This is a genomic window from Candidatus Rhodoblastus alkanivorans (assembly GCF_022760755.1).
Taxonomy (GTDB): Bacteria; Pseudomonadota; Alphaproteobacteria; order Rhizobiales; family Beijerinckiaceae; genus Rhodoblastus; species Rhodoblastus alkanivorans.
Window position 1 is genome coordinate 2,874,119 of the sequence record NZ_JAIVFP010000001.1, and the last position, 20,492, is coordinate 2,894,610.

Sequence of the window (20,492 nt, forward strand, 5' to 3'; positions counted from 1 at the left end):
ATCGAACCCCGGTTCGCAGGCCAACCCAAAGAATGGTCTGAAAACTCCGCCTTTGGCGGACGTCGACACAAAGTTGGCGTCGTCGCCGGACGGACTCACCGCGGCAGAGGCGCAAAAGCGGCTGACTCAATACGGCCCCAACGCCATGCCCGACACGAGCATGCACCCTTTTCGCATGGCGCTGGAGAAATTCTGGGCGCCCGTGCCCTGGATGCTCGAAGTCGTTATCGTGCTTGAACTGGCGCTTGGCAAATTTGTCGAGGCGGCGATTATCGCCCTTCTTCTGGCGTTCAACGCCGCGCTTGGACTCTTCCAGGAAAGCCGCGCCCAGGCGACGCTCGCCGCTTTGAAGTCGCGGCTTGCGCTGTCCGCCTCTGTCAAACGCGGCGGGGCATGGAAAACCATACCCGCCGCGGACCTGGTCCCCGGCGATCTGGTGAAGCTCTCGCTGGGCGCCGTGGTGGCGGCAGATGTTAAGCTCACAGGCGGCGAAGTTCTGCTCGACCAGTCCATGCTCACCGGAGAATCCGTACCTATCGAAGCCGACGCTGGCGTTCAGACCTTCGCGGGGGCGTTGGTTCGGCGCGGCGAAGCCGAGGCGGAGGTTACGGCAACCGGCGCACGCACCAAGTTCGGCCGTACGGCCGAACTCGTTCGTACCGCCCATGTCGTGAGTTCACAGCAAAAAGCCGTTCTGCGCGTGGTGCGCAATCTCGCCGCGTTCAATGGCGTCGTCATCGTGCTGCTGGTGAGCTACGCCTGGTATCTGGCCATGCCGGTCACGGACATCATACCCCTTGTCCTGACGGCGGTCCTCGCGTCGATACCCGTCGCGCTTCCAGCGACCTTTACTCTCGCCGCGGCCCTCGGCGCGAGGTCTCTGGCAAGGCATGGCGTCCTTCCCACACGCCTTTCCGCCGTGGATGAAGCGGCGTCGATCGTTGTGTTGTGCTCCGACAAAACCGGCACGCTGACAAAAAACGCGCTGACGGTTACATCCGTTCGGCCCATGCCAGGATTTGACGAGGCGCATGTTCTGGCGCTGGCCGCGCTCGCGAGTTCCGATGGCGGCGATGACCCGGTTGATGGAGCGATCCGCGCGGCGGCCGCAAGCAAGGCCGTCTCCGACGCGCCGAAGCTGGTCAAATTTTCCGCCTTCGACCCAGCCAAAAAGATGTCGGAAGCGACTGCAACCGATGCGACGGGAAACCCGCAGCATATCGTGAAGGGCGCCTTCACCGTCGTCGTCGGCCTTGTCAAGCCGTCGCCGACTGCCGCCGCCGCCGCCGCCAAGGAGCTTGAAGACAAGGGATTTCGGGTGTTGGCTGTCGCCGTCGGGCCCGCGACAGCGATGAAGCTCGCAGGACTTGTCGCGCTCAGCGATCCGCCTCGCCAGGACGCCGCGGCGCTGATCGAAGAATTGCACGGGCTCGGCGTGCGCACCGTGATGGTCACGGGCGATGCGCCGGCGACCGCGGCCATTGTTGCGAAAGCCGTGGGACTTGTTGGCGACGTCTGTCCGCCGGGGCCGATTCCCGAGGCCGTTCGTCCCGAGCAATTCGCGGTCTTCGCCGGTGTCTTGCCAGAGGACAAGTACAAGCTCGTCAAAGCTTTCCAGAAGGGCGACCATACCGTCGGCATGTGCGGCGACGGCGCCAATGATGCGCCTGCCTTGCGTCAAGCCCAGCTGGGAATCGCGGTCTCGACCGCGACCGACGTCGCCAAATCGGCGGCCGGCATGGTGCTGACCGAACCCGGTCTCGCCGGGATCGTCGCCGCAGTCAAGGAAGGGCGAATTACCTTTCAGCGCATCCTGACGTACACGCTGAACTCGATCATCAAAAAGATCGTGACGGTGCTCTTCCTCATCGTAGGTCTGCTCATGACGGGTCACGCCATTCTGACCCCGCTGCTCATGGTCATCGTGATGATCGCGGGCGATTTTTTGGCAATGTCGCTTACAACTGACAACGTCCGACCGTCTCCGCTCCCCAATAGCTGGCGGATTGGCCGCTTGACGATCGCGGGAGCCGTCATGGCGATTTTCCTGCTGGCCTTCTGCAGTGGCGTTCTTGCCGTCGGTAAATTTGAAATGGAACTCGGGATCGATGAACTCAGGACACTCGCGTTTACCGCCTTGGTGTTCGGAAGCCAGGCAATTATCTACGCCATTCGTCAACGGCGCCATCTGTGGGGTTCTCGTCCGAGCCTCTGGCTCGCCGTATCGTCGGTTGTCGATATCTCGATCGCCTCGACATTGGCGGCGGCAGGCGTCGCGATGACGCCTTTGCCGGCCTGGATGCTCGCCAGCGCCTTTGCCGCGGCCGCGGCCTTCGCCATCATCCTTGATTTCGTGAAGCTGCCAGTTTTCCGCCGTCTTGGAATCGCCTAGGCGGCGCCTCGCCAGCAAAAAGGAGTGACAATGAACATCCATCCGAAGGACTTTCGCATGCGGGAGGGCGACGACGTCAACCGCAAGAAATGGCCGACGATGGTCGATCCCGTCTACAAATCCAAAGACCAATACAAGAGCTTGCTGGAAGAGCACGTCGCGAAGCTCGCCGAGTTGCAGCGCCTCCATTACGCCTCCAATCGTCACGCGATCCTGCTGATTTTTCAGGCGACCGACGCGGCGGGAAAGGACGGCGCGATCCGCCACGTGATGTCCGGCGTCAATTCTCAGGGTTGTCGGGTCTACAGCTTCAAGGCGCCCACGGAAGCAGAGCTGGAGCATGACTTTCTCTGGCGGACGACACGCGATCTGCCGGAGCGGGGACGGATCGCGATTTTCAATCGTTCCTATTATGAGGAGGTGCTGGTTGTCCGGGTGCATCCTGACATTCTCGAAAGCGAAGCCATTCTGGACGCGCCGCATCATGCCAAGAAGGTCTGGCGCGAGCGTTACCGCTCCATCAACGATTTCGAAAAGCATCTTGGCGTCAACGGAACCCGCGTCGTCAAAATTTTCCTCCACCTCTCGAGGGAAGAACAGCGAAAGCGCTTTCTCGAACGCATCGACGACCCGCAGAAGAACTGGAAGTTCAGCGACGCGGATCTGAAGGAGCGCAAATTCTGGAAGGACTACGCCAAGGCCTACGAGGAATGCCTGGAGGCGACCAGCGCCGACGCCGCGCCGTGGTATGTCGTTCCCGCCGACGACAAGGAAAACGCCCGGCTGATCGTCTCGCAGATCCTCCTCGACACGTTCGAGAGTCTCGACATGAGCTATCCGAAGACGAGCGCGAAGCGCGAGCGCGAATTGCAGGTGTTCCGGAGCGAGCTGACGGGTTGAAAGTCGGAGCTAGAGCGGAACCGCGAGGCCCGCGCGTTGTTATTCCAGCCGTGCGGTCTGGCCAAAGTTGGCATGAGCCGGAAACCGAATCGGCTCGGAATGGCGTTGGACCGGCGGCGGCTACGATCTGCTGGCGGGGGGAAACGATCGCGGTGACGATCGGCGCGAGGCCGCTCCATTGGGTCGATGGGCTGAACCGGGTCGCTCCGCTTCGGCGCAATCGCATGAATTGAAGGAAGGCGGCTTCGTCGTGACCTTGCGGGTAACGGACCCCGCGAGAGGGAGTCCGTGAGGCCGCGATCAAAATCAGTGACTGGATTTCCGCGTCGCGAATTTTCCTGAAATCGCACAACGGCGCAGCGACAAAAGCGTCTCGCGAATCTCGCAGCTTGCTTCGGCGGGTCCGGCGCGGTTCAATCGGCTGCCGCGGCGACGGATTGGCCTTGTCGCGGCGCCTGGGATCGGAGAGCGAAATTGCGATTGCATTGGCGCGCGGCGCTGGCGGCGGCTTTTCTTGCGTCTGGCTTGGCGGCGCCGGCTTTTGCGGCCCCCGCCAACAATTTGCGCGAACTGTTCGCCAATCTCGGCGCCTGCATGAAGGGCGTCGGGGGCGATCCCGGCGAGCAATTGACGGTCGCCTTCAGCCTCAAGCGCGACGGTTCGCTGTTCGGCAAGCCGCATATCACCTATTCCAGACTTCCGGCGGCCCCCGAGGCGCGGCGGCGCTTCATCGACGGGGTCGCGGCCAGGTTCAGCGCCTGCCTGCCGACGCCGATCACCGACGGTCTCGGCGGCGCCATCGCCGGGCGGCGGCTGACGCTCCGTTTCGTCATCCCGCGCCGCGAAACCTCGACCTGAGGCGGCGTAACCAATGCGCGGCCCCGGGCGAATGGACCTTTGCGCCCTTTCGCGCGTTTCAGACGGGGTGGAGGAGTCAATGAACAAGAAAAATCTCAAATTGCTCGGAATCCTTCTCGCCATCGCCGCATTCCCGGCATTCGCCGACGGCGCCCATGCGCAGAATATGTTCGCTGGCGTCGATCTGGCCTCGCCCGCCTTCACCAAGGCCGACATGACCCGCGCCCAGGTCGAGGCGCTGATCGCCAAACACGGAACCGGCGCTCCGCTCGACCTCTCGGACAAGAGCCTCAACGGGCTCGACCTCTCGAAACTCGATCTGTCGGGCGCCAATCTGCGCGGGGCGCGGCTCAACCACGCCAATCTCAGCGGAGCCAATCTCAGCGGCGCCAAACTCGATCAGGTTTGGGCCCTGGACGCCAAGTTCACCGGAGCCAATTTCGCGAACGCCAGCTTGTTCGGCGCGCAGATGGTTAAGGCGCGAATGGATCGCGCCAATTTCACCAATGCGCGTCTTGCCGGCGATTTCACCGGGGCGAGCATGGTCGGCGCCAATTTCACCGGCGCCAACGCCTCCGCCGACATGAGGAACCAGTCGATGGGGCTGATGCGCGGCATTCTGCGCTCGGCGAATCTCACCGACGCGAATTTCACCAACGCCAATCTCTCGCGCGCCGATCTCGAATTCGCCCAGTTCAAGGGCGCGAATTTCTCCGGCGCTGATCTCACCAGCGCCGACGCCGGAGGCGCCCATTTCCGCGGCGCGCGCCTCGACGGGGCCAAGGTCAAGGGCATGGATGTCGGCTCGGCGTGGATCGACGCGTCGCAGGCGGCGGCGCTCGCGGGCGCGCGCAACCTCGACAACGCGATCAAGCAATGAACCGCGCGCGCCGATCCGGTCGGCGCTCGTGGTGTTTTTTCTTGTGGTGAGCTTCGAAGGCCGAACGGCGCCGACATTGCCTCCGGCAATGGCCCCATTCGGGGGGTTGCGGACGGCAACGAGCGCCACCAGCAAGGGCGGGATCACGCTATGAGCGGCCGGCAAAAAGCCGTTGCTCTCTTACGCCCTTCGAAACTCACGAAATTCGACAAGATGGAGGTCGCGCCTGTAGCCTTGCGAAAGGTTTACCTTTTGCAAGCGGCGAGCTGGATTATGACGATTCATGATTTTTGACGCGACACGACAGATTCCCGCGTCCATCGCGATGTGCTACCCACGTCACATGTTGAGCGACGCCTGTTTCGAATTTCTTGCCTCTCTTAAAGAGGCCGCACAAACGCTCAGCCGCAATGCGGCTCATTATACGGACTCGCCGTTGGGCTACGGCGACGAAATCGACGCGCTTCTTGCCGCTTGCGAAGATGTGCAGTTAGCGCCTTGGAATGAAGAGGCCGCCATTCGGCTTATCAAGCTGGCCAGTTCCGTGTTGGCTTACTATGACACAATACCGGGAAGCCCAGAAATTGCAGCCCGACAAGAGCGCATGAAAACCCTTGTCGCCCTCTTTCGTTCTGATCTTGGCGACGCTGTAGCTGATGAAGTGGCAACGCTGATTCCCGATCTCACATCCGAATCGAAGAAAGCCGAAAGCGCCGCGCTTCAACTAAAACCCCTTCTCGCGAAGCTCGGAAAGGTCGCCTACGATATGGCGATTAAAATCATATCAGACGTAGCATCGGCAACAGTAACGAAAATGCTCGGACTCTAAGATTGGGCTTCGAAACTCAAGAGTTTCGCGAAACCGCTCTTAAAATTCAAATCATTACCCGCTCGACCTCGTCGAGCGACACTTCCTCGGCGCGGCGGTCGTAAAGCTGCGTCGTGCGGGTGCTGGCGTGGTTCGCCATCTGCGCGGCGCGTTCGAGCGTGCCGCCGTTTTTCAAGTACGCCGTGACGCCTGTGGCGCGAAAAGTGTGGTTGCCGACGCACGTCTTGAGTCCGGCCGCCTTGGCGCGGCGCTGGATCATCGCATAGGCGTTGGCCTGGGGCAGAGGATTGCCTGTGAGCTGGCCCGTCGCGCGGCTGTAGCTTTGGAACAACAGCGCCTTCGGCTCCGTCGCCAGGCCCGCGCCGCCGATATAGGCGTGCAGATAGGCTTCAAGATTGTGATGGCAGGGCATGGCGTGCTGCTTGCCGCCCTTTTCGTGCAAGCGCACCCAAAGCCGCCGGTTCTGCGTGTAAACGTCCTCGACCTGCATGCCGATCGCGGCGCCGATGCGCGCGAAGGAATAGACCATCAAGCTGATCAAAGCCCGGTCGCGCAGGCCGATCACGGTCGTCGTGTCAATCGCGTCAAGGAGTTGGCGAGCCTCGGACGGATCGAGCACCGGCGTCTTGCCGCGCCGCACGATATGGCGCGGCCCGCGCACGGCGGCGGCCGGACTGGTCGGCATGATCTGACCGATCACCATCCAGTCGAACAGATGCTTCAACGCCGCCAGGCGCAGTTTCGCGGTCGGGGCCGAGCGCGCCTTTTGCAGCTGCTCGATATAAGCGGCGACATGGACGCTTTCGATCGCCGTGAGATGCGTCACGCCGTGCGCCTCAAGCCAGGCGAAGAATTCCTGCGCGGCGCGCGCATAGGCGCGGCGCGTATGCGGATTCCTGATCTGCGCCATGAAGAATTCAAAGAAGCGATAAGAGGCGCGCTCGCCCCCGGCGGCGATGATGGTGGGCGCGCTATCGACGAATGCGGCGGGGAGGTTAGAGTTTGACACCCGTGAATTCCTCGATCTGTTTTTTCACGAGACCCTTCGCAAGGTCTTTGAGAAGATCGACGGTAAATCCTCCCGCCGCCGCCGCACCTTTTTTTGTCTTCGCCCAAATTTCCGGGTCGCGTATGGAGTCGAGGAAATCGTGGCCTTGCCACGTAAGCCCACTGAAATAGAGATGGGTCATAGCCTCAGCGGGGCAATTAATGAAGCCGGCTTCCTTGATCAGGTTGAGGTGATATTCAATCTCGTGGCCGGAATGCCCGCCCGCCAAAAATGCGGGGCTCTCTGGAGGAATAGCCACGATCGCACCACGTTCCATCGGCCAGCTCTCCAAGTTCAGGAGCATCTCGCGAATCAGGTCCATGTCGCGTTTCATTTGAACGTCTCCGGCCCCGGAAAGTCCTCATAGCCGACATACATGACCGTGCCGACGTGATCGACGTAAGGAACATGTCCGACCCGCGAAGCATGAGGTGTAAAGCTACGGCCTCGACGCGTTCGCGACGATAAATGCGTGATCAGCTTGCCGCTCTTGATTTCGCCAAGATAGCGGCCATCCGAACCAAACACTTTGTCGCCTTGAAAGCGGCCGACATGACGACCGGAGTGAGTCCACAGTTCATCGCCTGCCCGGCGGCCGAAATACGTGCCGCCCCACGTCCAAAGATCGGAACTCATCAGCCCCTCCTAAAACCATATGATAAAAATTATTATCACATAGTTATGCGGCAAAGGCAACGGTTGAAAACTGCGACTTTGTATGCCATTGTCATACATATGGCGAACACACCAAACACAACCTCGATTCTCAGCGTCCGGGTCAATCCCGACGAGCGGGCCATTCTCGAAGCGGCGGCAGCGGAAGCTCACACCAGCCTCAGCGACTTCATACGCCGCAAATCCCTCGAAGCCGCCGAAGTGGAAATGCTCAACCGAAGCATTGTCACCATTCCTGCCAAGGACTGGGAAGCGTTTGAAGCGTGGGTCAATCGCCCCGCCGTGGCGATTCCTGCTCTCGCCGAACTCGCGCGCCGGCCGCCGTCTTGGGAACGATGACATGGCGGTGACGCCGCCGCGTCCGCTAGCCGAAGATGACGACCGCAATTTTTTCGATTGCGGCAGGGAATCCCTCAATATCTGGTTCCGACGCCATGCGTGGGCCAATCAAGCAAGCGGCGCTTCGCGCGTGAACGTGATCGCCGATGCCGCGTCGGGGCGGATCGTCGGCTATGTGACTCTCAGCGCCTCCCAAATCGAACGCGCGTTCCTTCCCAAGCCGCAGCAGCGCAATCGCCCCGATCCCGTGCCCGTCATGCTGCTTGGTCAGCTCGCCGTGGACAAGGATTTTCAGAACCAGGGGCACGCCGCCTCGCTGCTGCTGTTTGCGCTTAAATCAGCGCTGCGCGCCTCCGAAATCGTCGGCAGCATCGGCGTCACCACGCATCCGCTTGATGACGGCGTACGCGGCTTTTACGCGCGCTGGGGATTTCAAGACCTGCCGTTTGATCCACGCCGCGCCATGATGGTGCGCATGGTGGATTTGCAGCGGAGTTTCGAACCTGACTTATGCAACGACAACACACTATAAATTCAACATAATATATTTATATCGAAAGTCTTGGCTTTTGCGCGCGTAAACGACAGCTTCGAGATTGAAGCGCGCATTGGTCAGCGGCTTCCAACAACGTCCTGACGGGAGTTGCTTGGCCTGCGCCACGAGGCGATGGACGGAGCCAAAAAAAAGCTTGGGATGACTTCGGTCCCAAGGACGCGAGGGCGCTCGCGGAAATGATCGCGCCGCCGACGCCGGTCACGCTGTGTCTGCGGCGCGAATGTCCATCCGGCTTGGAAAAATGACGAATGTCAGCGGTTGCATAGCTCACCGGCAACAGCGCGCAGCCAATCGTCGGCGCCCGCGAAATTGCCCATAATCTGCGCGCGATTGGCAGGAAGGCAACGTCCCATGTCCTCGGGCTCGGCCACTAAAAATAGCGCCATGGGTGAGAAGCGGATGGGCGCGGAATGGATTTCACCGCCGCGCCAGGACCGCGATCAGCGCCAGCGCCAGCAGGGCGGATAAAACCTGCCAGAAGAGCAGCGGATTGCGCTCGTAAAGCGCTTTCTTCTTCGGCGCGGCGGGGCGGGCGCTGCGGGCGCCGTTTTCGATCTCGAAAGCGAATTCCAGCACGTCGCTGTAGCGTTGCGCGGGATCGACCGCGATCGCTTTGGCGACCGCGCCTTCGAGCCAGGCCGGCAGGTCCGGGCGGCGAGCGGCGAGCGAGGCCGGCGCGCCAAAACGCGGTTTGGTGAAGGGCTCGATTTCCCCATAGGGATAGGCGCCCGAAAAAAGGCGGAACACGGTGACGCCAAGGGCGAACAGGTCGGACATTTCATCGCCGGCCGCGCCGGAAAAAAGCTCCGGCGCCATATAGGAGGGGGTGCCGGGGATGTCCTGCGGCGCGAAATCCTCGACCTGCGGCAGGCGGGCGACGCCGAGATCGAGCAGGCGAAGGCCGCCGTCCTTGAGCAGCAGCACATTGTCCGGTTTGATGTCGCGATGGATGATGCGCGCGCGATGCAGCACCCCGACGGCGCGGGCGAGGCGCGCGGCGATCTGCGCGCCTTCCGCATAGGAAATGCGCGGCTCGCGGTTCAGCCGTTGCTCAAGGGTTTCGCCCTCGTAAAAAGGCATGACCGAATAGAGCCGGGTCTGGCGCTCCGGCGGCTGTTCGATCACCTCGGCGATCCACGGGCTGCGGACGCGGCTGGCGACGAAGGTTTCGTTGACGAAGGCGCGGCGGAAGGCGGCGTCCTCGGCCACGCGCGGCTGGGGAAACTTGATCACGACATGGGCGCCGCTTCGCAAGTCCTCGGCGCGCAGCAGGCGGCTGTAGCGGCCGTCGGAAAGCAAAGCGTCGAGCCGGTAATCGTCCAGGACTTCGCCCGGTTGCGGCGGCGGCCTTATCGGCAGGTCGTCGAAAAAATCGCGCAGATCGCTCTCGTCGGCCGGCGGCGTGTCGAGAATATCGACCACTAGAGCCGTGCAATTGTCGGCGCTGCCCGCGGCAAGCGCGGCGGCGACCAGGTCGTGCGCCGTCTGTTGCGGCGCCGCGCGCTGGCTGAGGATTTCGCGCATTTTCGCGTCGGAGAGCGCTCCGTGCACGCCGTCGCTGCACAGGAGGAAACGTTCAAGCGGACGCAAAGCGAAGGCAAGGTGGTCGAGCCGGACCGGGTCCTCCATGCCCACGGCGCGGCGCAGCACGTGTTGGAAACCGCCCCCCATGACGTGATCGTCGGTGATCTGATCCAGCGCGCCCTCGCGGAAACGATAGAGCCGGCTGTCGCCGACATGGACGCAATGGCCGGTACGGCCGGAAAGGATCAGCGCGGTGAAGGTCGTCGCCATGCCGGCGCGCTCGGCGTCGACCCGCCCCTGGGCGACGATCCATGAATTGACGGCGTCGAGCGAGCGCGCCGCCGCAAGGCGAACGCCGAGCGATCCGGGTAGCGAAAAATAACCGTCGAGAAAGCCACGGACGGCGAGTTCCGCCGCCTCCCGCCCGCCCCTGTGGCCACCGACGCCGTCGGCGACGACCGCGGCGGCGTCGGTGCGGGAGTCGATGCGCGCGCGCCCGATCCGCGCCGCGCCGAAGTCCTGATTGTCGGGACGCCGCCCCCGCTCGCTGGCGAAACCGATTTCGCAGCGCAGATCGTGGCCGTGGCGAATGAGCCGGTTCATGGCGATGGCCGCTCAATAAGTGGCGTAGCTTTTCTCTTCCACCAATTCGGACGACAGCAATTCATTGATTCTGCGTTTGACTTTGGCGCGCGCGTCATTGCGCCGGTAAACGGACCGGGCCAGCGCGATGAAATCGGCGTCGAATTCCTGGCGCGCCTCCTTCTCGCGAATGCGGTCTTCGATCTCCCACAATTCGGCGTTGATCGCGCGCAATTCCGCCTTGCGCGCCACGACCTCGCCCGCGAGTCGCGCTTCCGCGATTTTGGAGAGCAGCGCCAGTTCCTTGCGGACATTGGCCAGCGCCGTTTCGCTCGTCAGCCGCTTGCTCTTGATTTCGAGGATGGTCATCTTGTCGATCAGTTCGCCCCACGAGACGGGCGCCAGAGGCGCTTCGCCGCACGAGACGGGCGCCAGAGGCGCCTGGCGCGACGCGTCCTTCGCCTTGGCTTCGATAGCGGCCGGCAAGGCCTCGGGACGAATTTCGGACATTGGCGCTCTCCTCCGTCCGATTAAATCGCAACCGTCGGGGCAGGCAAGGTCAAATCCGCGCCCCCTCCCCGCATGAGGCGTCCTTGCGATCGCCCGACGCCGGGAGGGGACGAACCTTCAGATGCGCGCGCCCGACACCGCGCCCCAGGTGGTGCGCCAGCGGTGCTTGACGAAGGTCAGGCCGGCGACGCCGAGCAGCGCGAGGCAGCCGAAGAACAGGAAGCCGGCCATGAAGCCGCCGGTCATGCCCTTGGAGGTCGCCAGAGCCTTGGCGAGGAAGAAGCCGCCGATGCCGCCGGCGAAACCGACGAGGCCGGTCATCACGCCAACCTCATTGCGGAAGCGCTGCGGCAGGAGTTGGAACACCGCGCCATTGCCCATGCCGAGGCAGAGCGCGCCGGTCGAGAACAGCAGCACCGCGAGCCAGGCGACCGGCGGCAGTTCCGTAAGCGACCAGCCGCCGGTCGCCGGCGCCGGGCCGACCGGAAGAAAGGCGACGGCGAAATAGGCGGCGGCGACGATCAAGAACATCACCGACAGCGATTTCACGCCGCCGACCCGGTCGGCGATCGCCCCGCCCACCGGACGGAAGGTCGAGCCGAAGAACACGATCATCGACACCATCAGGCCCGCCGCCACCGGGGTGGTGTGGAACTGGTTGACGAAATAGAGCGGCAGAGCCGAGGCGAGGCCGACGAAGCCGCCGAAGGTGATGAAGTAGAAGAACATGAACCAGCGGCTGTCGGGATCGAGCAGCAGCTTGCCATAGGTCGAGAACGGAACGCGGTTGATGGACCCCGGAGCGTCCTTGGCGGCGAAGAGGTAAAAGGCGAGGATCGCGACCATCGGAATGAGCAGCACGCCGTAAACGCCCTGCCAGCCCCAATGTTCGGCGATCGACGGCGCGAACAGGGTGTCGAGCACCACGCCGAGATTGCCGGCGCCGGCGATGCCCATGACCACGCCTTGAAGATGCGGCGGATACCAGCGTCCCGCCTGCGGCAGGGCGACCGCGAAAGAGGCGCCGCCGATGCCGAGGATGACGCCGAACAAAGCCACCTGGTTCGGGCTGTGCAGGCCCAACAGCCACACCAGGGCGCAGGCGCCGGCGACGACCAGCTGACCGAGCGTGCCGGTCAGTTTCGATCCGATCGTATCGGCGAGGATGCCGAGCGGAATGCGGAAGATGGCGCCGAACAGCACGGGAATGGCGACGAGCGTCAACTTCTGCTCGATGGGAATATGCATTTCCTTGGCGACATAGGCCATGAGCGGGCCAAGCGAGACCCAGGCCATGAAGCTGATGTCGAAATAAAGGAAGGCGGAGAGCAGCGTGGGCCAGTGGCCGGATTGTTTCAGCTCGGAGAGTTTCATCTATTCACCTTTTTCGCTCAGTCAGGAATTGCTGGCCGCGACGGCGGCGTTGTCTTGCGGCGTTTCCATTCTTGCCTGGTCCAACAAGCGCTGGATTTCGGGTCGGCAGGAGCCGCAGCCGGTTCCCGCCCCGGTGGCGGCGGAAATGGCGTCGCCGCTGCCGAGTTGTTTTTCGGCGATGGCGTCGAGAATGACGTTCGCGCCGACATTCAGGCAGACACAGATTTTGCGGCCCGGGTCGCGGCGCGTGCGCGGCGGGCGCCCGGCGACAAGCGCCAGGGGAGCGGCGTCGCCGCTTGCGAATTCTTCGCAGGCCCAGGAGCGGGCGACGGCGACCGGCCCGGGCGCTACGAAAAGTGCGCCGAGGACTTGGCCTTCCCCGGTCGCCACGCCGCGAAAGGCGTTGGAGCGCGCGTCGTGCATGGCCGCGAATTCGCCCTCTTGCGCGCCGAGTCCGAACAGACGGCGCGCGAAATCCTCCCAGTCCGCGACCTCGTTGCTCCCGGCGAGTTCGACGCGCCAGCCGCCCTCGATCCGGGCCATCGCCCAATAGGCGCAGTCGAGATTGCGCGGCTTGGCGCGGGACAGGGCGAAAGCGTGCCAGGAGGCGTCGAACGGTTCGACGCCAACCACGCTTCCCTTGGATTCCGGCTGGCCGGAAAAGGGGTCGACCACCGTCGCGACCAGGGCGTCCACCCGCGCATTGGATGCGAACTGGTCGGTCCAATGGATCGGCGCGAAGACGCTGCCGCGCCGCTGCCGGTCGGTGATCTGGGCGCGCAGCAGGACCAATCCGCGCGCATTCGAGAGCTTCACCAGACCCGCGTGCTCAACCCCGATCATCGCCGCGTCGAGCGGATTGAGTTCGGCGAAAGGCTCGGCGATATGCTGCGACAATTGCTCGGCGCGCCCGGTGCGGGTCATGGTGTGCCACTGGTCGCGCACCCGGCCGGTGTTGAGGACGAATTCGCCCTGCCCCGCCTTTTGCGCAAGGCCGCGAAACGGCGTGGCGACGAAACGCGCCCGGCCGTCGGGCGTGAAGAAGCCGCCGTCGGCGAAGAAACGCCTGGGCGCGTCGGAACGGGCCTCGCCCTTGCGCCACGGCCATTGGAACGGGGCCAGCGCGTCATAATCCTCGTCGGAAATGTCGGCGCAGGCGGAAATGTCGAAATCGCGCGCGCCGTTGTTCTCGACGCCCGAGAGCGCGGCATGTTCGCGAAAGATCGCGGCGGCGTTTTCAAAGGCGAAGGCCTGGCCGAAACCCATGCGCCGCGCCACGTCGCAGACGATCTCCCAATCGGCGCGCGCCTCGTCCGGCGCTTCGCGCAGCTTGCGTTGGCGCGAAATCCGGCGCTCGGAATTGGTCACCGTGCCGTCCTTCTCGCCCCAGGCCGCGGCTGGCAGCAGGACATGGGCGAGCGCGGCGGAGTCGGTTTTCTCCGCGACGTCGGAGAGGACGACGAAAGGGCATTTCTTCAGCGCGGCGCGGACGAAATCGGCGTCGGGCAGGCTGTCCGCCGGATTGGTTGCGATGATCCAGACCGCCTTGACCCGCCCCTCGTCGATCGCCTTGAACAGGTCCACCGCCTTCAGGCCGGGCTTGTCGAGGATCGCGGGCGCGCCCCAGAAATCCTGTGCCAGCGCGCGATGGACGGGATTGTCCAGCTCCATATGGGCGGCGAGCATATTGGCCAGTCCGCCGACCTCGCGCCCGCCCATGGCGTTGGGCTGGCCGGTCACCGAAAACGGACCGCAGCCCGGCTTGCCGATGCGCCCGGTCAGCAGATGCGTGTTGATGATCGCATTGACCTTGTCCGTGCCGGACGAGGACTGGTTGACGCCCTGCGAATAGACGGTGACGCTCTTCTCGTTTTCGATGACGAGATCGTAGAACCGGCGCAGGTCGATCTTGTTGAGGCCGGTTTCGGCCGCGACCCTGTCGAGCGTCCAGATTTTTGCCGCCGCGAGCGATTCCTCCACGCCATGGGTGTGCAGCGAAACGAATTTTTTCGCGCGCTTGCCCGCGCGGTTGAGTTCGCGCAGCAGGCCGGAAAAGAGCGCGACATCCGAGCCCGGCGCGAGCGAGAGCTGAAGGTCGGCGATTTCGCTCGTCGCCGTGCGGCGCGGGTCGATATTGACCACCAGCGGCAGGCCGTTGCGCTTCGCGCGCGCCGCGGCGAGGCGCTGGAACAGGATGGGATGGCACCAGGCGAGATTGGAGCCGACCAGGACGACGAGATCGGCTGCCTCCAGATCCTCGTAGCATCCAGGCACGGTGTCCGCGCCGAAGGCGCGCTTGTGGCCGGCGACCGAGGACGACATGCACAGGCGCGAATTGGTGTCGATATTGGCCGAGCCGATAAACCCCTTCATCAGCTTGTTGGCGACGTAATAATCCTCGGTCAGGAGCTGGCCCGAGACATAGAAGGCGACCGAATCCGGCCCGTGCGCCGCGATGGTCTGGCTGAAGACGCGGGCGACCGTCTCCAGCGCCTCGTCCCAACTCGCCCGCGCGCCGGCGATGCGCGGATGAAGCAGGCGCTCCTCGAGCGTCAGCACCTGGGCGAGCGAGGCGCCCTTGACGCAGAGCCGGCCGAAATTGGCTGGATGGGTCTTGTCGCCGGAAACGCGCGCGCTTTCCGCCGAGACCTCGACGCTCACGCCGCAGCCGACGCCGCAATAGGGGCAGGTGGTTGAGATCGTTTTCGTCATCATGCGCTCCGACTCCGGCGAAGGGATTCCTCTCTTCCCGCATAGGGCGTCGGCAAGGACGCCCTATGCGGGGAAATGGAGAGATCACCCCGAGGCGGCCACGCCCATGTCGAGATAGATGCGGCCGCGCTCGATCTTCACGGGAAAGGTCCGCACACAGGCTTTCTCCGCGAGCGCTTCGCCGCTTTCCAGATCGAACACCCAATTGTGCAGCGGACAGGCCACTTTGTGGCCATGGACGATGCCTTCGCTCAAAGGTCCGCCCTTGTGCGGGCATTTGTTCTCAAGCGCGAAAATGTCGTTGTTCGCGGTGCGGAACACCGCGATTTCGCGCCGCGGCGTCACCACCGTCCGCGCGCCGCGCAGCGGAATCGCGGTCACCGGGCCACAGTCAAACCAATAGGTCTTGACGTCGTGCATTGTCGTCATCCTTGTTGAAATCTCATTCGGCCGCGATGCGCGAGATCACCGCGAGCGGCATGAACTCGTGCAGGTCCCTGCCCGCGACGCGTTCGGCCCAGGGGTCCTTGCGCGCCACCCGCTGCGACAGCAGGAAACGCTCATAGAGCGCCTTGCGGTTGTCGTGATCTTCCATGATCGCGCGGCGGACGTGCTCGAGGCCGGTCTTCTCGACCCATTTGTAGAGACGGTCGAGGTAATTGGCCTCCTCGCGATACTTCTGCGCCACCGCCGCGATATATTCGAGCGCCTCCTCCTCGCTATCGACATGGCCGAGCAGATCGGTCGCCTTCACGTGGAGGCCGGCGGCGCCGGCGATATGGAGGTCGTAGCCGGAGTCGACGCAGATCACGCCGATGTCCTTGACCGTCGATTCCGCGCAATTGCGCGGGCAGCCCGACACCGCGAGTTTCAGTTTCGCCGGGGTCCAGGCGCCGCACATCAGCTTTTCCAACTTGATGCCGAGCCCGGTCGAATCCTGGGTGCCGAAGCGGCAGAATTCGGAGCCGACGCAGGTTTTGATCGTGCGCAGGCTCTTGCCATATGCGAAGCCCGACATCAGCCCGTTGGCGATGAGTTGCGCCCATACCGCCGGCAGGTCCTGCTTCTTGACCCCAAGCAGATCGATGCGCTGGCCGCCGGTGACCTTGACCATCGGGATCTTGAACTGATCCACCACATCGGCGATGGCGCGCAATTCGGCGGCGCTGGTGACGCCGCCCCACATCCGCGGCACGACCGAGAACGTGCCATCCTTCTGGATATTGGCGTGGACGCGCTCGTTGATGAAGCGGGCCTGGTAATCGTCCTTGTATTCGAGCGGCCAGTCGCACAGCAGGTAATAGTTCAGCGCCGGCTGGCACGACGGGCAGCCGCCCGAGGTCTTCCAGCCCAGTTCCTGCATCACCGCCGGCTGCGACTTCAGCGGCTTGGTCTTGATGAGACGGCGCACCTCCTCGTGGGTCAGGTCGGTGCATTTGCACATCGGCTTGCGGCCGGAGGATTCGTAGGATTCGCCGAGCGTCGCCGCGAGCAGCAGTTCGACCTTGCCGGTGCATTGACCGCAGGAGGCCGAAGCCTTGGTCTTTGCACGCAAGTCTTCGAGGGTCGCGAGGCCCCCCGACGTGATCGCCGCGACGATCGAGCCCTTGGATACGCCGTTGCAGCCGCAGATTTCCGCATCATCCGGCAAGGCTGCAACGGCCGCCGTAGGGTCCAGCGGGGACCCTCCCTGATAGGCCTGTCCGAAGATCAAGGTGTCGCGGATCGCGCCGACGTCCTCGCCCTTTTTCAGGAGATCGAAATACCAGCCGCCATCCTCGGTGTCGCCATAGAGCACGGCGCCGATGATTTTGTTGTCGTGGATGACGACGCGCTTGTAAATGCCGCGCGCGGGATCGCGCAGCACGATCTCGTTGTTCTCGTCGTCGTCGGAGAAATCGCCGGCCGAGAACAGGTCGATGCCGGTGACCTTCAGCTTGGCCGAGGTGACCGCCGGAACGAAACCGGACGGCTTTTCGCCGGCGAGTTCGCTCGCCAGAACCTTGGCCATTTCATAGAGCGGCGCGACCAGGCCATAGCATTGCCCGCGATGCTCCACGCATTCGCCGAGCGCGAAAATGTCGGGATCGCTGGTGCGCAGCCAGTCGTCCACGACGATGCCGCGGTTGCAGTCGAGGCCCGCCGCCTTGCCGAGCCCGAAATTGGGACGGATGCCGACCGCCATCACCACCAGATCGGCCGGCAGGATCGCGCCGTCCTTCAGCTTGACGCCGGTGACGCGATCCGAGCCGAGAATGGCTTCGGTATTGGCCTTGGTGTAAACGTCGATCCCGCGCTCGGAAATCGCCTTTTCCAGCAGATAGCCGGCGCTGGGGTCGAGCTGGCGCTCCATCAGGGTCGGCATGAGATGCACGACCGAAACCTTCATGCCCTTGAGCGCGAGGCCCGCCGCCGCCTCCAGGCCGAGCAGGCCGCCGCCGATGACCACGGCGTTGCCGCCGGTCGCCGCCGCCGCGTGCATCTTCTCGACGTCGTCGAGGTCGCGGAACGTGACGACGCCTTCGAGATTGGCGCCCGGCACGGGAATGACGAAGGGCTGCGATCCGGTCGCGATCACCAGCTTGTCATAGGGGACTTGGTCGCCACCCGAGGTGACGACCGTTTTGGCCTTGCGGTCGATCGCGACGATCGGCTGGCCGGAGCGCAGCCGGACGCAGTGCTTGGCGTACCAGGCCTCGTCATGGATGATGATTTGCTCGAAGGTCTTTTCGCCCGAAAGCACGGGCGACAGCATGATGCGATTGTAATTGACGCGCGGCTCGGCGCCGAAAACCGTCACCTGCAGCGGCGGGCGCTGCTTGGCGAAAAGCTCTTCCATGGCGCGGCCGGCGGCCATGCCATTGCCGATGACGACGATCTTGGTCGGTACGCTGGTTTGATCCACTTGTCCCATGACGGACCCTTTGCTGGAACGACTCCGGGCAAGGGTTCGTACGCGAGACTTTCGGGAGGGAGTGCATGACGAACCCGCTCTTCCGGCGTCCTGAACATGTCAGGGCGCCAGCCAGCCTCACGCAAAAGCCGCCTTTGGCTTTCACGAACCGATGATCGGGGTCGTCATTGACCTGTCGCCTTTACAGCAATTCCGGCGCCAGCCGACAAATAGACCGTTATCAAATTGATTTAACGATGTTTCTTGTGTTTTTTTGCTTTGCATAAATATGTGGCGCCGCCGAACTGATAAGCAAAATCAGCAATAATATTAACCGATCGGCCTAAAATGCAGACTCTGTCGGATCGCCACGTTGCGGCTCCGACAGCGCCGCGAGAACGTCGCGCCAGTCCGCTTCCGCGAATGGCCCGTCGAAAAAGGCCGGCGCGGACGGCGCCGGAGGCGCGCCGTCCTGCGGCCAGAACGCCTCGCGCGCCCGCCCGGCGAATTCTTCGGAAACCGGCGACTGACGATTGGCGGCGATCAGCACATAGAGCCAGAGCGCCTGCATCCCCGAAAGCGCGGTGGAATCGGCGTCGAGCCGCAGCCAAGGAGCCGACCGGCCGTCGCGCCCGAGAACCGTGGCGACCATCGCCGGCGTCACGCCGCCGCCAAGCCCCTCGGCGACCAGGAAGCAAAATTCCTTCTTGTTTTCAGGGCTCTCGCCCCACAAAGCGGCGCGGCGCACGGCGCGGGCGGCGGCGCGCGGCAGTTCCTTTTCCTGGCCCGCGGCGTCGGCGCGGAAGGCCAGAACTTTTTCGGGGCAGTCGGGCGTCAAGGCCCGGCAAGGATGAAGAATTTCGGCTTCGCCCGCGTCGCGCGCCAGGCTGTTCCATGGCTCGCCGACGCAGAAGCCGTTGACGAAGCCGCCGCGCAGGCTCTCCCCCATCAGGGGCGGCGGCGTCACCGTCATGCGCACGCCCTCCAGATCGACGCCCCCGAGGCGCATCCACAATTTGAGCTGATAATGGTGGGTGGAATAGGGAAAGACATGGGCGAAACGCAAGTTCGGGAGGACCTTGTTGCGCCGTTCCGCGACGACCGCCGCCAGCGCCCGCGCGGTGACCGCCGGATCGGCGAAATCGCCTTTGGCCTTCTCGCGCATGCAGTCGGCGAGCGGGGGTGCGACGGAAATGGCGTTGCCGTCGAGGCCAAGCGCCACGGCGCCGATCATCGGCGCGGCAAAACCTTCGAGGCCGAGCGTCGAGGCGATCACCACCGGCGCCAGCATATGGGCGGCGTCATAGATGCCGAGCGCCAGTTTGTCGCGCAGATTGGCCCAGGACGTTTCGGGGCGCAGGTCGAAAACCAGCCCTTCCTCGTGATCGAAGCCCTTGGCCGCGGCGACGAACAGCAGGCCGGCGTCGGTGAGGGGCATGTAGCCAATGCGCAGAGGCCGGGTCATTTCAGCAATTCCGCGGCGGTGATGATGGAGCGGGCGATTTCGGCGATCTTCTTGCCCTCGTTCATGGCGACTTTGCGCATCATGGCATAGGCCTGTTCCTCGGAGATGTTCTTCGCCTTCATGACCAGCCCCTTGGCCTGATCGATCGCCTTGCGGTCGGCGAGCTGGCCCTGGACATGCGCCAGTTCCTCGCGCAGCCGCGCGAAGGCGTTAAAGCGCGAAACGCTCAGGTCGACAATATTTTTCACCCGCTCCTTCCGGAGCCCGTCCACAACATAGGCCGAGACGCCGGCGTCGATCGCCGCGTTGATCATGGCGCTGTCAGAACTATCCGCGAACATCGCCACCGGCCGCGCATTGGCGCCGCTGATGCGGATCATCTGTTCGAGCACATCGCGATTGGGATTTTCGAGATCGATGAGCACGATGTCGGGATCGATCGCGCCAAGGCGCCGTTCGAGATCGAGCGAGGACTCGAGCACCGTCACCTGAACGTGTCCCGCCTCGCGCAAACCGTCGCGCAAAATCGCGGTGCGCAGGGGATTCTGATCGACGATGACGATGCGGAGATCTTTTTCCGGCACGGCGATTCCGAGGCTTCCGTCGCACACTATAGCGGGCGGCGCCGCCCGCGCCAATCGCGCGACTCAGCCAGACCAGGATTCTTCTATGACGGATTGACTTTGTTCAGCGAATGACTCCGCTTGGCGTCCAGACAGGCGCGCTCCCGCTAAACACCGTTGACAATGGGCGGAGGATCACCGACGCAATCGCTGCCGTCGCAAGTATCATCGTTCAAACCGCAAGTATCACCGTTCAAACTCGGCCGAGCTTTTTATGAGGCGCCTGGCGCCCGCCACAAATCATCCCGCGCCGGCGCGGCGCGTCGCGACGCCGAAATACGCGGGCAGGAAGGCAACCTGCCCGCACTCCATGTGTCGTCCCTCCTCCGCGC

The 20,492-nt window shown here is 63.6% G+C and carries 18 protein-coding genes; 7 read left to right on the top strand and 11 right to left on the bottom strand.

Annotated elements, in window-relative coordinates; translation table 11 throughout:
* Nucleotides 1–52: 52 nt before the first annotated feature.
* From K2U94_RS13290 to K2U94_RS13310, 5 genes are all read left to right on the top strand, one after another.
* Nucleotides 53–2,392: an HAD-IC family P-type ATPase gene (locus K2U94_RS13290; RefSeq protein ID WP_243067668.1), complete on the top strand. Its 2,340-nt coding sequence runs from the start codon at nucleotides 53–55 to the stop codon at nucleotides 2,390–2,392.
* Between the two features lie 30 nt (nucleotides 2,393–2,422).
* A complete protein-coding gene (locus K2U94_RS13295) occupies nucleotides 2,423–3,292 on the top strand; it encodes an ADP-polyphosphate phosphotransferase (protein ID WP_243067669.1) in 870 nt (289 codons plus the stop codon).
* 474 nt (nucleotides 3,293–3,766) lie between these two features.
* Nucleotides 3,767–4,150 carry a hypothetical protein gene (locus K2U94_RS13300; protein ID WP_243067670.1) on the top strand — a complete coding sequence of 128 codons (384 nt, stop codon included), beginning with the start codon at nucleotides 3,767–3,769 and terminating at the stop codon, nucleotides 4,148–4,150.
* A 79-nt stretch (nucleotides 4,151–4,229) separates the two neighbouring features.
* Nucleotides 4,230–5,030 carry a pentapeptide repeat-containing protein gene (locus tag K2U94_RS13305; protein ID WP_243067671.1) on the top strand — a complete coding sequence of 267 codons (801 nt, stop codon included), beginning with the start codon at nucleotides 4,230–4,232 and terminating at the stop codon, nucleotides 5,028–5,030.
* A 283-nt stretch (nucleotides 5,031–5,313) separates the two neighbouring features.
* Nucleotides 5,314–5,859: a DUF2321 domain-containing protein gene (locus tag K2U94_RS13310; protein WP_243067672.1), complete on the top strand. Its 546-nt coding sequence runs from the start codon at nucleotides 5,314–5,316 to the stop codon at nucleotides 5,857–5,859.
* 46 nt (nucleotides 5,860–5,905) lie between these two features.
* On the opposite strand, the gene K2U94_RS13315 is transcribed toward K2U94_RS13310, so the two are convergent.
* The 3 genes from K2U94_RS13315 to K2U94_RS13325 are packed head-to-tail and all read right to left on the bottom strand — an operon-like array spanning nucleotide 5,906 to nucleotide 7,543.
* A complete protein-coding gene (locus tag K2U94_RS13315; protein ID WP_243067673.1) occupies nucleotides 5,906–6,868 on the bottom strand; it encodes a tyrosine-type recombinase/integrase in 963 nt (320 codons plus the stop codon).
* Complete coding sequence (locus K2U94_RS13320; protein WP_243067674.1) at nucleotides 6,855–7,241, bottom strand: DUF2513 domain-containing protein; 387 nt, start codon at nucleotides 7,239–7,241, stop codon at nucleotides 6,855–6,857. Before K2U94_RS13320 ends, K2U94_RS13315 begins: the two co-directional genes overlap by 14 nt.
* The gene (locus tag K2U94_RS13325; RefSeq protein ID WP_243067675.1) at nucleotides 7,238–7,543 is read right to left on the bottom strand and encodes a hypothetical protein; all 306 of its coding nucleotides are present in this window, start codon (nucleotides 7,541–7,543) and stop codon (nucleotides 7,238–7,240) included. The genes K2U94_RS13320 and K2U94_RS13325 overlap by 4 nt, the downstream gene beginning before the upstream one ends.
* 63 nt (nucleotides 7,544–7,606) lie before the next feature.
* Here K2U94_RS13325 and K2U94_RS13330 point away from each other — a divergent pair, with 63 nt between their 5' ends.
* Both K2U94_RS13330 and K2U94_RS13335 read left to right on the top strand, forming a co-directional pair.
* Complete coding sequence (locus K2U94_RS13330; protein ID WP_336606164.1) at nucleotides 7,607–7,921, top strand: type II toxin-antitoxin system TacA family antitoxin; 315 nt, start codon at nucleotides 7,607–7,609, stop codon at nucleotides 7,919–7,921.
* Between the two features lies 1 nt (nucleotide 7,922).
* Nucleotides 7,923–8,453 (top strand): GNAT family N-acetyltransferase, encoded by a 531-nt coding sequence (locus K2U94_RS13335; RefSeq protein WP_243067676.1) that lies wholly within the window; start codon nucleotides 7,923–7,925, stop codon nucleotides 8,451–8,453.
* A 441-nt stretch (nucleotides 8,454–8,894) separates the two neighbouring features.
* Here K2U94_RS13335 and K2U94_RS13340 read toward each other — a convergent pair whose 3' ends face one another.
* The 8 genes from K2U94_RS13340 to K2U94_RS13375 all read right to left on the bottom strand — a co-directional run bounded on the left by K2U94_RS13340 (nucleotide 8,895) and on the right by K2U94_RS13375 (nucleotide 20,121).
* Complete coding sequence (locus tag K2U94_RS13340) at nucleotides 8,895–10,604, bottom strand: bifunctional protein-serine/threonine kinase/phosphatase (protein ID WP_243067677.1); 1,710 nt, start codon at nucleotides 10,602–10,604, stop codon at nucleotides 8,895–8,897.
* 12 nt (nucleotides 10,605–10,616) lie between these two features.
* Nucleotides 10,617–11,093 (bottom strand): DUF6165 family protein, encoded by a 477-nt coding sequence (locus K2U94_RS13345; RefSeq protein ID WP_243067678.1) that lies wholly within the window; start codon nucleotides 11,091–11,093, stop codon nucleotides 10,617–10,619.
* A gap of 117 nt (nucleotides 11,094–11,210) precedes the next feature.
* Nucleotides 11,211–12,467, bottom strand: a complete 1,257-nt coding sequence (locus K2U94_RS13350; RefSeq protein WP_243067679.1) for an MFS transporter — start codon at nucleotides 12,465–12,467, stop codon at nucleotides 11,211–11,213.
* A 21-nt stretch (nucleotides 12,468–12,488) separates the two neighbouring features.
* A complete protein-coding gene (locus K2U94_RS13355) occupies nucleotides 12,489–15,179 on the bottom strand; it encodes a nitrate reductase (RefSeq protein WP_243067680.1) in 2,691 nt (896 codons plus the stop codon).
* Nucleotides 15,180–15,263: 84 nt separating this feature from the next.
* The gene (gene nirD / locus K2U94_RS13360; protein WP_243067681.1) at nucleotides 15,264–15,599 is read right to left on the bottom strand and encodes a nitrite reductase small subunit NirD; all 336 of its coding nucleotides are present in this window, start codon (nucleotides 15,597–15,599) and stop codon (nucleotides 15,264–15,266) included.
* A 22-nt stretch (nucleotides 15,600–15,621) separates the two neighbouring features.
* Nucleotides 15,622–18,093 (bottom strand): nitrite reductase large subunit NirB, encoded by a 2,472-nt coding sequence (gene nirB, locus K2U94_RS13365; RefSeq protein ID WP_243067682.1) that lies wholly within the window; start codon nucleotides 18,091–18,093, stop codon nucleotides 15,622–15,624.
* A gap of 322 nt (nucleotides 18,094–18,415) precedes the next feature.
* Nucleotides 18,416–19,537, bottom strand: coding sequence for a CmpA/NrtA family ABC transporter substrate-binding protein (locus K2U94_RS13370; RefSeq protein WP_243067683.1), 1,122 nt, complete (start codon nucleotides 19,535–19,537; stop codon nucleotides 18,416–18,418).
* Nucleotides 19,534–20,121, bottom strand: coding sequence for an ANTAR domain-containing response regulator (locus K2U94_RS13375; protein ID WP_425332523.1), 588 nt, complete (start codon nucleotides 20,119–20,121; stop codon nucleotides 19,534–19,536). The genes K2U94_RS13370 and K2U94_RS13375 overlap by 4 nt, the downstream gene beginning before the upstream one ends.
* Nucleotides 20,122–20,492: the final 371 nt, after the last annotated feature.